The sequence below is a fragment of the Lysinibacillus sp. FJAT-14222 genome, from assembly GCF_001278875.1.
In the GTDB taxonomy this organism is placed as follows: domain Bacteria; phylum Bacillota; class Bacilli; order Bacillales_A; family Planococcaceae; genus Lysinibacillus; species Lysinibacillus agricola.
The window spans coordinates 55,061-68,533 of record NZ_LIYL01000046.1; the positions used below are offsets into that span (position 1 = coordinate 55,061).

Sequence of the window (13,473 nt, forward strand, 5' to 3'; positions counted from 1 at the left end):
CAGTTAAACTAAATTCAAGTAAATGTAACTTTATAAAAAAGAAAGAAGAAAGGTGGTAAATTATGAATGAACATATTTTAGAAACAAGACAATTAAAAGAGAATTATCAAACTAATAATGAACAAATTCTGAAAGTTGAAAGTTTGAAGAAAAAATATCATAACCAAACAGTTTTACAAAACATTAACCTTTCCCTTAATGCACATGATGTATATGCTCTAGTTGGGATAAACGGTTCAGGTAAAACAACTCTTTTATCTATTTTATCAGGATTAGTTCATTCAGATGAAGGAACTATACATATTGATAAAAAAAATAAAAAAGAAAATCCAACAGGTTTTGCTTTTCAACCCACTTCGCTATATCCCTATTTAAGTGGAAAAGATAATATTGATTTACTTTCTCCACGACCTTCCAATGCATATGAAATATTAAACAGGTTAAACCAATCTGAAAAAATACTGTCTAAAAAAGTAAAAAAATTGTCTTTTGGGCAAAAGCAGCGGTTGGGATTGTCTATTGCTCTCTCTAAAGAAGCTAATCTTTATTTATTAGATGAACCAACAAATGGGTTAGATGTAGCTTCTTGTAAAAATTTAGTTGAAATTATTAAAGATATGGCATCAAATGGTAGTGCGTTTATAATAGCCAGTCATGAATGGGATATTATTGAACAATGTTGTAACCGTCTTGGAATGATTTACAACGGGACTATTAGGAAAGAGCTAGACACTTTCCAAGGAATAAGTGAAGTTAACTTACCAATTATCCAAATGAAAACCTTAAATCCTATAAGAAAAGAAGAAATTGAAACAATAGTTGACGTTTTTGAATGTGTAGAATTAGACGATCAAACTTGGCGTTTGACTATATCATCGGAACAATCAGTCCAGACTGTTCAACAATTGTTAATAATGAAGAATATTTTAATACAGGAATGGATCAATATTAAGCCAGTTCAAGAATGGGAAAACCTTTACAATCAGTGGGTGAAGGAGGAGGACATTAATGCTAGGAATATATAGACGAGAATGGAAAAAACTAATTAAACACCCTGCTGTTTTTTGGGGGATTGCGCTTTTTATCCTATTTCTTATCTACTGTTATGTTAGTGTTGGCTTTCAATTTCAAAAATCATTTGCTTTATTTTTAGAAAATGGTTCTTATAGTGAACAAGAAACTCTTAATTATTTAGCCAAATCTGATTTTACTGAACCACTAGCAGCGAAACTTTATGTTTTAAGTCCTTCAATGGCATTGACTTATTCGTTGGCTGCAGTTAATTCATTAGGTCCAATTATCTTGTCTATCATAGGAGCACTGCTGTTTGGTGTTGAGTATCGCCATTTTACTATTAGACAACTGTGGGTTAGTGGAATGACAAGAAAAGAAGTACTAATGGGTAAGGTGTTTAGCCTTTCAACTTTTATACTGCTTTTCATAGGTATTAGTGTGCTCGTAGGCTACATTATGAGTGTTATTACTCCTATTCTATTCAACTTGCCTATGGAAGTTATTTCGGAGGAACCCTTAATGTTTAAGAGTTCCATTTTACAAATTGTAGGAACGATAATAAGTCTTTTATTATGGGGTATCTTTGCCGCATGTATCACAGTTATCACAAAAAGTATATTGGTAGGAATGATTGCTGGATTCTTATACCCTATTATTGAATCCACGTTTCTACATAGTTGGTCTTTCGGTCAATGGTTTCCTCTGTTTATTCAGAAATCAATGCTACCAATCTTATTCGAAAAAACAGCGTATGGTGGTATAGTGTCTTTTTATGCTATGCCAGATATATATTCTATTAATCAGAGCATACTTTATACTTTAATTTATATTCTATTCTTTGTCTTCATTATGTTTTTCGTCTTGAAGAAACAAAAAACCCCAATGCCATAAATTCATTGAGCACGAGTTAGACAATGTCTCAGCTAATCTTTTAATTTTTAGTATAGTGCTGGTGCAAATAAGACAGCAGAGCTTGTTTATCGAGCAATCGCAAGCATTCAAGCAAATCTGAATGATGTGAAAGTATTCCATACAGACCGCGGGAAAGAGTTTGATAACAAGCTTATTTCTGAGGCACTTGAAACATTCGATATCCAGCGTTCATTAAGTATGAAGGGATGTCCTTATGATAATGCCGTGGCTGAAGCGACGTTTAAAGTATTTAAAACAGAATTCGCTAATGGGGCTCATTTCACTTCTCTTGAACAGCTCGCTCTTGAACTTGATGATTATGTTCATTGGTTTTACGGTGAACCGTACCATAAGTAAGTGCGGTTTTAATGGTATGTTCTTGAGCAAGCGCATATGTTTTTAATCATTAGCTAGACATATTCAGATAAAATGAATATGTCTATTTTTTTTTGCAAATATTGTAACGCTTTAATATTTCGCTAGTTATTTAGGTAAAAGGGGGGAAGACATGGACTTTGAGGAAATCTATCAAGCATATTTTCATGACGTTTATTTTTATATGATATCACTGGCGTCAGATGAAAATATTGCAGAAGAAATTACACAAGAAACATTTTTTAAGGCACTAAAGTCCATGCACCAATTTGACGGCAAAAAAGACGAATACACACCGAGAGATTCATTCCCCTTTGAATTATACGTTACTGAGCCACCAAAAAACTTCAAAGCCAAGAGCAAGACAGATATTTATGTTCCGATTGAGTAAAAATGCAATATTTAGGTAGCCTTTGATGCGATGTGAATAAATACACATAAACTAATAGGTGCTTTATTTGAAGAAGGCTCATTGAAATGATCAAACTTTTTTATAAAAATCTCATATTAAGCTAAAAAGAGCAACTCCATTTTGATCAATCTTTTTTCAAAATGGAGACCGGTTCATATTGTGTCAGCTTCATAAATAATAATGTAGTTGAGCATTTTTGGAAAAGGGAGAAGAAAAGTCGTCTGATGACGATTTCTCTTCTCCCATTTTTATTTTACATTCATATATAGAATTAGTCCGAAGAATATCGGTTTGAGAAGTCCAAAAAAGTCACCCTTTAAAACTTCTTGGGCGATTTTTTGTTGTGGATATGAAGAGGGAAGTTTGATGAGCGTGTGGAATAAAAGAAACTAGGGTTTTAAAACCTTGGGTGAGCACGCAGCAATTTAGTCTCTGGTTATTTGCTCGAGCAATGCGAAAATATAAGATGGAAGATAACTTGTATTCCATAGAAATATTGACATTTATTTTTTAGACAACTAAGCTTAATTGAAAATAAAGCCGAGGATACTTTATTCTATTTTTGTTACAAAACGATTGCTTTAAATGATAGGGGGACTGCCTGTGGAATTTATTAAATTAAATTGTCCGAATTGTAATGGGAAAATTGAATATAAAGAGGGACAACCATTCAAATGTCCTTTTTGTGAAACTGAAATAATGTTGAAAGAGAATAAAGTCTATTACGTTGATCAAACGATTAATAATTATTATGGAACAACTTCTCCTAATACAACTACACGCCCAAAAACGAATTTAAAAGCGCTTCTTATTGTAGCGATTGTAATCATTTGTGCATTCCTTGGATATTTCCTGTTGAGTAGCAATCAAACTGAACAAGGCAACCATGGAGAAATATCTGTTCGAACAATGCCTGAAAGCGATGTCCTTTTGTTCTTTTTAAAAGATATTTTTGATAAAGGTGAAGCGATGCCTACTAAAGAAGAAATCGCAAGTATTCGTTATTTGGCTGCCTACTATTCTGAAAATCAGTGGCATTTTGATTACAGCCTGGACGACCCATTTACGAATAAGCAAGCTGAAATTTCTAACTATATTATTATGGATAAGCTATTAAATACACAAAAAATCGAACAAAAAGACTTTGAAGCCTTTACCGGACTGACGGTATTGAAACTGATGGGTGATTATGAAATATCGCAAAGTGAGAATGTAAGCTTCCGACATTTGGAAGGCTTAAAAAGCTATACAGGTGGCTTTAATGAATCATTTAGTAAAATTGCTGAATATTTTAGCGATAAGTCTAATGTTGTAGAGCTCTCTATTCAAATCCGAAGTAATGATGAACTTGCTTTATTATTAGAGTTTCCTAATCTTCAATCACTTGAAATTTCGTATCACACCGAGACGGTTACAGACTTCCCTCTTCTGAATAAACTGCCATTAAAATCATTGTCTTTAAGATCTGCCAATGATTTAAAGTGGTTGTCTTCATTAACTGATTTAGAGTCGTTAGCAATAGATTTGAGTGAAGCGACAGATTTTAGCGCGTTCTATTCATTGAGTCAATTACAAGAATTGAAGCTTACATCGTTAAGAAATTTAAAAACGCTTGATTTTTTACAAAACATGCCTAACCTGCAATCGCTTGATCTTGAAAATGTGGATATTACGAATTTAGAACGCCTTAGAAATAAGTCATCATTGACAAAGCTGCGTTTATCTTCTCTTTATAAATTAGAATCAGTTGATATTGTGAACAGCCTGACTTCACTAACTGAATTATCGATAACTGGTTATAGTGGCGATGGACCATCGATTGTAGCACCCAATTTAAAAAAAGCGGAATTAAAAGGTTTTATCATACCAAAGTTAGAGGCACCAGCTTTAAAATCTTTGACTGTTTATATAAGCGCGTCGGAGTCGTATTTGAATGGAGCAGAATTACTGAAATACCCGCAGCTAGAACAACTTACAGTAATGGAGAATGGAGATTTTACAGGTATTCGTTTTTTAAATGATCTGCCTAGTTTGCAAACAATAAATTTAAATGAGACAGCTTTTTATGAAGAAACGAGTGAATTATTCAATTTACAGCATGTAAAAACGTTAAATTGTTATGAATGTAAGTTTCAAATTAATAGTCAACATCCATTTGCAAACAACGTGCTGGAACATTTAACTTTGAATGACGTATCTTTTCGAGTAGGTAATGGTGACTGGTTGCATGAAGTTGATAAGGTCATGCCTTACTTTGCCGATTTTTCAGCCTTGCGTTCATTCTCAATACAAGACAGTTCACTTCAATCGTTAAGTTTCATGGAAAATTGGCAACAAATTGAGGTGCTTCATTTGGAAAATAACGCTATTTCAAATGTAAATTCTCTAGTGAATCTGCCCAATTTGAAAAAGCTATATATTTTAGGGAATCAGGTGCAAAATAGGTCTGTTCTAGACAAGAGAATTGCGATTTATTGAGGAGGTATTCATCCATTCATTGATGGTAACGGTCGCACTTCGAGATTGTTGTTAAACCTTGAGTTAATGAAATCAGAATACCCCCAATTATTATTAAAGTAGAAAACCGTACTTAGAACCGTACCACAAGTAAGTGCGGTTAATATTCTTCTCTTATAGCAGTATGAAATTAAAAAGAAAAAACTACCTATATACTTATACTTGAAGTGACTTGCCTATGTGGTAAGTCATTTTATTTTGGAAAATATCCCTTTACATTCAAGTTACTTTAAGGTTTAACATTAGACTTAAGAGGAGTGATGATGTGACTCAGTTCATGAATATACAGGATTTTTCCGAAAGAACAGGTATTTCTAAAAGTGCATTAAGGTATTATGAACAGAAAAATTTACTTTTCCCTCGGGAAAGAAGTGCAAATGGCTATCGCGTATATTCTGATGATCAAGTCGCAACAGTGAAGTTAATCTCAAGTTTACGCTTAGCTGGTATACCTATAAAAGATATTCAAATTTATTTATTGGAAAATGAAGAGGCAAAACGGCAGCAAATGATGGAAAATTGGATTTACAACATAAAAAAGACACGGGACCTTTTAACGGTGAGTTTACGCTATCTAGAAAGTGGCTCTATAAGTAAGGAAATTTATCTAATAGAAAAAAGTGCAGAACAAATTATTGGGTATACTGCCGAATCTAAAACAGGAGAATTTAAAGAGCATTTTTTGAAAAGAGGAAGTGAATTGCAAAAATTAAATATTCCATTTAAAAATTGTTACTTGAAATATCTATCTGGTAAAGATTTTATTAAAGTGCAAATTGGCTTTGGAGTACCGATTGACTTAAGAATAAATGATTTAACAGAAATCGCCTTAATAGAACACATGCCTCCATGCATCTGTATCGCAATGCCTTTTAAAGAGTCATTATCTAGAATCCAAAATGGTTACAATAAACTAATGACCTATGCACTCGAACATAAATGGACACCAATATCGCCCATACTAGAATGGTATTATGGTGTGGATTTTACAGAATTGGAGTTATTAATGCCTGTTACTCAAATTGAAAGAAGAGTAGAATGACAAATGGAAGAATTGACGATAAGAATAGTAGAGTTACAGGGAAGTTCTTTTGAATGGGGTTTAAAGCAAAGTGAAGAAATTAAATCGACACAGCTTTTAAAGCAACTTAGCTTACTTGAGAATTTGAGCTCTAATTCAAATGCGAAGAAAGCTAAAGAGATACTAAAGGTTATTTCACCGAATCTTTTAGAAGAACTTAGAGGGCTAGCAGAGGGGGTGGATATGGAGTTAGACACGATAATTAGACTTTATAGCGGTTATGATGTATCTTTTCCGTCAATGGGATGTACCGCATTTGTAAATGATGACTATTATGTACGAAATTATGATTTTAGTCCAGAGTTGTATGATGCAAGACTCGTTTTTTCTAATCCAATCGATGGTTACGCAAGTGTTGGGTTTAGCCAGCAAGTGATTGGAAGGCTTGATGGTATGAATGAAAAAGGGCTTGTTGTCGGATTACATTTTGTAAATAATCATGACAAAGAAGAAGGATTTATTGCGACGACAATTGTTAGACTGTTGTTGGATCAGTGTGGATGCATAAAAGAGGCAATCGACTTAATTTCAACCATTCCTCATGGATTTTGCTACAATTATTCGATTACAGATCAAAGTGGAAGAGGGGCGGTGGTGGAAGCTTCTCCTCAGAAACAGTTTGTCAGTTTCGGAAATCCACTAATCTGTACAAATCATTTTGATTCAGAAGCATTACGAGAAAAAAATAGGAAAGAGATACAAGGATCAGTAAAGCGTAAGGAGTATATAAATAGTCTACTAACAAAGGAACTTTCACCAATATCTGTATATCGTCATTTTAATGATGGGAATTCTCCTTTATTTTTTAAATACTATAAAGAGTATTTCGGAACGCTGCATACAGTTGTCTATTCACCAAAAGATTTAAGTATCATAATTGGTGTTGGCGAGAATAGTGAACCAATGATGCTTTCATTAAGGGGATATTTGGATGGAACTTTAAGTCTGCCTAAAGTTATAAAAGGGAGAATTAATCAAACGGTTTAAAATTGATTAATTTTTTCTATTTTAAGAAATAGCTTAATTCATAATCAAATTTAAACGAAATAAAAAATCGCACTTAGGAAAGTCACGGAGAACCGTACCACAAGTAAGTGCGGTTTATTCGAAAATAGAGAAAGCACCGTTCTAGATTTTAGAACGGTGCTTTTTTAGTAATTCATGGAATGATAAGTAGATAGTTAGAAACACTCCTAAATGCAGCTTTAGGAGTGTTTTCACTTTACTATAAATGTTAATTATAGAAATAGAAATCATGTCAAATACATTGAAAAAAATGTGAACCCATGGTAAATTTATATAGATAAACATTTTATGATTAAAATGAGTATAATATCCCTATTTTAATTATAAAATATAATTTTTCATTAGTCAACCCCTATATTTATATTTTTAAGGAGTGAATGCTATGAATTCGGAGTTTCAGCAGGAGCAAAAACGAGTGAACAATGTAATGGAGACCATTACGGAGCAAATTAGCAGATTAGAGGTAGAAACTTCCCAGCGCAAGAACGAAGTGGTAAATATTCGCAAACACTTTTGGGATGAAATCAAGGTGAATACGGATACCTTCGACGATTTTCTTGAGACCGTCATCAGCTTGAGACAAGAAGCTCAAGCATTGTCCGTAAGCCAAAGCACCCACAAACATGCATCTAAGAGATTGTCTACGCTGTGCCGTATGCAGAAGGTTCCCTACTTCGGCCGAATTGATTTCATAGAAGAAGGAATGTCAACTCAGGAACATATCTATATAGGAATCTCCTCGCTTATGGATAAAAGTGGAGAGGATTTCCTTATCTACGACTGGAGAGCACCAATCTCGAGTGTCTACTACGATTACCAGCCTGGTCCTGCCCAGTATGCAATACCCGGAGGCACAATCCAAGGGGAATTGGAGAAAAAGTGGCAATATCTTATCCGCGGAGGTGTTCTTCAATCTATGTTCGATACAAGTCTCACTATTGGAGATGAGATTTTACAGCAGGTTCTGGGTCAAGGTACGGATAAACATATGCATAGTATAGTAGCTACCATTCAACAGGAGCAAAACCGGATTATCCGTCATAATCACGGGAAACTGCTCATTGTTCACGGTGCAGCTGGCAGTGGTAAGACATCTGCGGCATTACAGCGAATCGCTTATTTGCTCTACAAATATCGAGATAGTCTGAATGCTGATCAGATTATTTTATTTTCACCTAATTCAATGTTCAACAGTTATGTGTCCAATGTGCTGCCGGAACTCGGCGAAGAGAATATGCAGCAGGTTACATTTCAGGAATACTTGGATCATCGACTAAGTAAAGAGTTTCAGGTTGAAAATCCTTACGAGCAATTGGAATATGTTTTAACTGCAGCGAATGCTCCTTCGCACGGGTCAAGGGTGGCTGGCATCCGATTCAAAGCATCTACCTGTTTTTTTGAGGTCATCAAATCATACAGAAAGTCGCTGGAGTTATCTGGAATGTTATTCAAGGGCATTAACTTCAGAGGAAAGCCGATTGTTACCGCTCAACAAATTGCGGATAGATTTTATAGCAGCGACACCTCAATCAACTTCCATAATAGACTTGAAGAGTTAAAGGAATGGCTCATGAAGCAAATAAAGGAAGCCGAAAAGGTCGAACGGATGAAGCCATGGGTGCAGGAGGCAATTGAGCTGCTTAGCAACGAGGAATACCATAAGGCACATATCTACTTAGCGAAAAAGCGCGGCTTTGAAAGAGAATCGATTGGCGATTATGAGATGGAGCCTGAAGCACTTACACGATTGATTGTTCACCAGAAATTGAAGCCGTTGCGAAAACGAATCCGGGCGTTTCATTTTATCGACATTAAGGAGATATACAAGCAGCTTTTTGCAGACCCCCTGCAGATCAAACAGTGGATAGAGGGGGAAACACCCGTGGAGTGGGCGGATATTTGTCGAGCGACGCTAGAAATGGTAGACGAAGGCAAACTGCTTTATGAAGATGCTACTCCGTTTTTACTTATGAAAGAATTGATTCAAGGCTTTCAGACGAATAGGTCGATAAAGCACATACTTGTTGACGAGGCGCAGGACTATTCACCATTTCAATTCGAATTTCTAAAGCGTTTGTTTCCTTCGGCAAGGATGACTGTACTAGGTGACTTTAATCAGGCGATATTTGCCCATGCTGATGAAATGGTGGATTTTAATAGCCTTAGCAGCTTATACGGGCAGGATGAAACGGAAGTAATCAACATGACGCGCAGCTACCGTTCTACAAAACCGATCATTGAATTTACACGCAGACTAGTTCCAAATGGCGAACGGATTATTCCTTTCGAACGCGATGGCGAGTTGCCTGTGCTAACACAATTGTTCGATCACGCAGAACTGCACCGCTGCATTGTCTCCAAAGTCGAAGCTTTGCGAAGTCTTGGCTATAATAGTATCGCCATAATATGCAAATCCGCTGAGGAAAGTAAGAGTGCATATGAAGCCTTGTCCAACATTGAAGATATTAAGCTCATAAAGAATGGCTCACCTGAGTATGAACAAGGAGTTGTAGTCATACCATCGTATTTATCCAAAGGCATCGAATTCGAAGCTGTTATCATCTATGATGCATCGGAGCAAAAATATGGTGATAAGAGCCTGCGCAGAGTTTTCTACACCGCCTGCACCAGAGCGATGCATGATTTGCAGCTTTACAGCGTAGGTGAACCGAGCTCATTTTTGCTCAACGCCTTGCAGGAAAATCTCATCCGAGTTTGATCTAATTGAATTTTTAAAAAAACTAACATTCCTAAAAAATCAGGGCCAAAGTCAACAAAATGGCGAGGTAATGAAAGAAAATGAAGCTCATTCATTGACGAGAATAATTAACTTCAACCTCATTTAAATACATTACGGAGAACCGCATCATAAATAAATGAGTATCTAATAAATTTTAGATTAGGAAGTAATTATATAAATAAAATAGGCTGTATAGTAAGTTTAATTTTTTTATAACTTCTATACAGCCTATTATTTTTAATCTTTATATAATGTGCCTTAAAACATGCATCTCACTCTATCGATTGACACTCTAAAAAATCGATCATGTATGCCACAAATTTGTACTGAGCATAACGTGGTCAAGATGCATAGTAAGAGCTATTATCGTTAACTTTTTATTGCTAGGCCACTAAAAGAAACGGGTCCAACAACGTCTGCTTGTGTGTTGGGTGTAATATTCTCAGCGAAAACCTGATAGAAGTTAGCGCCAGCTATTAAATTGGAATCAATAGCTTGGAACGTAAAGATGTAATTTTGCTCTGAACCAGCTGATTCTACTCCATCTTGAGTATTAAAGATTTCTTTCCCGTTACGGAAGATTCTAAATACAATTTGTGAAATATTTGTAATTCCGGACACACCGACGCTTGAAAGAAGCTCAACGCGATTATTTCTTGAAGCGGTGCCTGGGATGTTTATTTGAATCGAAGCTAAAAGAACTCTAAATGGAGCCTGTGGAATTGGAAAAGCAATTTCTGGGTTAAACGTACTTAGAGGTTCAGTTGCTTGGTAATCAAGAATTTGCACCATTTTATCACCTCCTTTTGCTAGGATACTATAAGATATGTTCTATATTTGAGCTTGATTGTGTAGTAAACTAAGTCGTGCTATTTTTTAAACTTTGATTAGTTAATTGTTCTAGTTCTTCTGGAATTGTAAGCTTTCAAATTAAAATCATTTAGATTTATTACGGAGAACCTTTGAGAAGTTTGAGGAAATAAAATAGGTGAAAAGGTATGCGAACATAGTTGTTTTGCATACCTTTTTAGATGAGATGAATTCGAGAAAAGGTATTTAAATTTGAGGAAGCCCATCTTTGAAAGATGATGGTAGATATTCTGTTTCCATAGAAATGAGCCAAATAAAATCATCCTCAACAATAATTTGAATGTCCAGGCCAAGGCTAATCAACCGCTCAGCTTTTGCTTGTTTCGTACTTATACCACGACGTTTCTTCCCCAGAATAACGAAATCTGTATCCTGTGTAACAGCCCCTTGCATAATCCCTCCACAAGCTCGTACTTTTTTCGCAGCTTCTGAACGTGTCATGGTGGAAAGTGCCCCTGTAAAGACGATTTGTTTATTATAAAATGGATGCATCAAGCATTCAGAGGGGTCAGAAAGTAAGATGACTTCTGTGTTGTCCTTATTGTTGTTCATGTTGGTTCTCCTTATTGAATGGAAAGGTTTCTATCTAATTATAGGGGAGATTGATTCGAGAGGATTTTGTAATAGACGGTGGTATACAAAGGAATATCCCTCTACACTTAGACTAGTCATGGAGAATCGTATCATAAGTAAGGCGGTTTTTAGATGAATGTTAGTAAAAAATATATAGAGCTTGTAATGAATGCTTGTAATCAATTTTTTAAAGAGGGATTTATCGATATTGCTAGAACTATTGAAATAGAGAGGACAAATGAACAAATTAAAGTTCTTGTTCAACAAACTAGCCCACCACTAATAGTTGGGGATGCCGTGATTGGAGTGGAGACTGGGCGACTCCTTGGGGATGGCGTCACAGATGCGACCCTGGAGCGCAAGCGAAGCGGCTCATCGGACGCCCCAGGAAAGCGTCCAGTCAGAACGGAGATCAACCTCACGTTATGGTGATGAGCCTTTAAAATGCTACCTATTTGTATGAATAAAAATTAGAGAAATCTGTATTAACAATATGGGGAAAAGGATGGTTCATAGTGATTCAATTCCAAAAAAATAATATTACAGTTTTTCAAAGTGCATTATATATGACTACCTCGGCAATCATTCAAACTAATGAAGCTATAATTATGACGGATCCTAATTGGTTACCTACTGAAGTTGAAGAAATTAAGGGCTACATAAACAAGATAAAAGGTGATAAACAATTATATATTATTTACACACATAGCGATTTTGACCATATTATTGGGTCAGGGGCATTTCCAGAAGCTAAGGTAATTGCATCTAAACAATTTGATGAAAATCCAAACAAAGAAGACATCATTCAAAAAATTAAACAATTTGACCAAGGATATTATTTGAATAGAAGTTATTCAGCTGTATATCCAACTGTAGATATTGTTGTTTCAGAGGATGGGCATAAATTAGAATTAGGTTCGATAACCATGACATTTTATCAAGCACCTGGTCACACTTATGATGGTTTATTTACTGTTATAGAACCTTATGGCTTATTTCTTTCTGGAGATTATCTGTCAGATATTGAGTTTCCGTTCATTTTTAGCAATTATAAAGATTATATAAATACGATCAATAAAGCTGAAAATATTTTGCTTAATCATCAAATAACGACTCACATACCTGGACACGGTTCGACAACACAAAATCAACAGGAAATCCAAAAAAGGATAAATTATTCGAAGTATTACTTGAATCAGCTTCTTCATGACAACGGAGAGTTAGAAGGATATTTAAGTAGTGAATATCCATTTTTTGAAGGGATGAAAAGCATTCATACTGACAATAAGAAGATGGCTAATCAAGAATTATAAGAAGAAAATTTTTTAGCAAGTATTAAGAGGCTTTATAAAGTAAAGGAGACCGTCTTTAAAAATACCATCCATGTTTCTGTTTGTCCCATTTTCGCTATAACATGTGGTTCGTCAATAAAAGAACGCCATACTATCAGTAATAAATAAAGGTGAATATATAAAATTTATATTGCACTTTTTAACTTTTCCGCCTACTTCATACATGCATATTTTCTGTATTTTTTAAAATACTATGTCTAGATAATTTATCTAATTGAAGAAAGGGAAGAGATATAATTGGCTAAGCACTCAGAAACAAGTTGGAAACAGGATCACCCAAGCACTTTGTTTGGCAACTCAGTCCAAAAGGCAGAGCGTTTGTTGAAGCATGCAAAGTCACATCCGGAGGAGATAGCGATTGAGCATGCTTTCAATCAAATAGAGCATGCAGAAAATGCACTCACGAATGCGGTGCAATATGGTGAGCATTTGGATATGGTTAAACAAAATAAAGAACACTTAGAGCTGATCAGGCAGCAATTACACGAAATGCAAGGGAAAGTGGAGTAGAGTAAGACAGTAACTCGCGTCGATTTGAACGGCTCCCTGTCAAGTAGACAGAAGAAATAATAATGCTTTAAGCGGCTTGAGCCTTGTATTC

12 protein-coding genes and 2 pseudogenes are annotated in these 13,473 nt (G+C 35.3%); 12 read left to right on the forward strand and 2 right to left on the reverse strand.

Features of this window, described 5'->3' with window-relative positions; translation table 11 throughout:
• The first annotated feature begins 62 nt into the window (after positions 1-62).
• The 9 genes and pseudogenes from AN161_RS19080 to helD all read left to right on the forward strand — a co-directional run bounded on the left by AN161_RS19080 (position 63) and on the right by helD (position 10,056).
• A complete protein-coding gene (locus AN161_RS19080; RefSeq protein WP_053595933.1) occupies positions 63-1,025 on the forward strand; it encodes an ABC transporter ATP-binding protein in 963 nt (320 codons plus the stop codon).
• The gene (locus tag AN161_RS19085) at positions 1,009-1,905 is read left to right on the forward strand and encodes an ABC transporter permease subunit (protein WP_053595934.1); all 897 of its coding nucleotides are present in this window, start codon (positions 1,009-1,011) and stop codon (positions 1,903-1,905) included. Before AN161_RS19080 ends, AN161_RS19085 begins: the two co-directional genes overlap by 17 nt.
• Before the next feature lie 54 nt (positions 1,906-1,959).
• Positions 1,960-2,283: pseudogene (locus AN161_RS19090) on the forward strand (IS3 family transposase); the annotation flags it as partial.
• Positions 2,284-2,434: 151 nt separating this feature from the next.
• A complete protein-coding gene (locus tag AN161_RS28280; protein WP_053595935.1) occupies positions 2,435-2,692 on the forward strand; it encodes a sigma factor in 258 nt (85 codons plus the stop codon).
• Positions 2,693-3,316: 624 nt separating this feature from the next.
• Positions 3,317-5,191: a leucine-rich repeat domain-containing protein gene (locus tag AN161_RS19100; RefSeq protein WP_053595936.1), complete on the forward strand. Its 1,875-nt coding sequence runs from the start codon at positions 3,317-3,319 to the stop codon at positions 5,189-5,191.
• A 3-nt stretch (positions 5,192-5,194) separates the two neighbouring features.
• Positions 5,195-5,287 (forward strand): annotated as a pseudogene (locus AN161_RS29000) (Fic family protein); the annotation flags it as partial.
• 208 nt (positions 5,288-5,495) lie between these two features.
• Positions 5,496-6,272: a MerR family transcriptional regulator gene (locus AN161_RS19105; RefSeq protein ID WP_053595937.1), complete on the forward strand. Its 777-nt coding sequence runs from the start codon at positions 5,496-5,498 to the stop codon at positions 6,270-6,272.
• 3 nt (positions 6,273-6,275) lie between these two features.
• Positions 6,276-7,298: a C45 family peptidase gene (locus AN161_RS19110; RefSeq protein WP_053595938.1), complete on the forward strand. Its 1,023-nt coding sequence runs from the start codon at positions 6,276-6,278 to the stop codon at positions 7,296-7,298.
• 421 nt (positions 7,299-7,719) lie between these two features.
• Positions 7,720-10,056 carry an RNA polymerase recycling motor HelD gene (gene helD, locus AN161_RS19115; RefSeq protein ID WP_053595939.1) on the forward strand — a complete coding sequence of 779 codons (2,337 nt, stop codon included), beginning with the start codon at positions 7,720-7,722 and terminating at the stop codon, positions 10,054-10,056.
• A 390-nt stretch (positions 10,057-10,446) separates the two neighbouring features.
• On the opposite strand, the gene AN161_RS19120 is transcribed toward helD, so the two are convergent.
• The gene (locus tag AN161_RS19120; RefSeq protein ID WP_053595940.1) at positions 10,447-10,869 is read right to left on the reverse strand and encodes a hypothetical protein; all 423 of its coding nucleotides are present in this window, start codon (positions 10,867-10,869) and stop codon (positions 10,447-10,449) included.
• A gap of 264 nt (positions 10,870-11,133) precedes the next feature.
• Positions 11,134-11,499 (reverse strand): BRCT domain-containing protein, encoded by a 366-nt coding sequence (locus AN161_RS19125; RefSeq protein WP_053595941.1) that lies wholly within the window; start codon positions 11,497-11,499, stop codon positions 11,134-11,136.
• 153 nt (positions 11,500-11,652) lie between these two features.
• On the opposite strand from AN161_RS19125, the gene AN161_RS19130 reads away from it, so the two are divergent.
• The 3 genes from AN161_RS19130 to AN161_RS19140 all read left to right on the forward strand — a co-directional run bounded on the left by AN161_RS19130 (position 11,653) and on the right by AN161_RS19140 (position 13,382).
• Positions 11,653-11,952, forward strand: a complete 300-nt coding sequence (locus AN161_RS19130; protein ID WP_053595942.1) for a hypothetical protein — start codon at positions 11,653-11,655, stop codon at positions 11,950-11,952.
• Between the two features lie 83 nt (positions 11,953-12,035).
• Positions 12,036-12,833, forward strand: coding sequence for an MBL fold metallo-hydrolase (locus AN161_RS19135; protein ID WP_053595943.1), 798 nt, complete (start codon positions 12,036-12,038; stop codon positions 12,831-12,833).
• 276 nt (positions 12,834-13,109) lie between these two features.
• Positions 13,110-13,382, forward strand: coding sequence for a hypothetical protein (locus tag AN161_RS19140; protein WP_053595944.1), 273 nt, complete (start codon positions 13,110-13,112; stop codon positions 13,380-13,382).
• Positions 13,383-13,473: the final 91 nt, after the last annotated feature.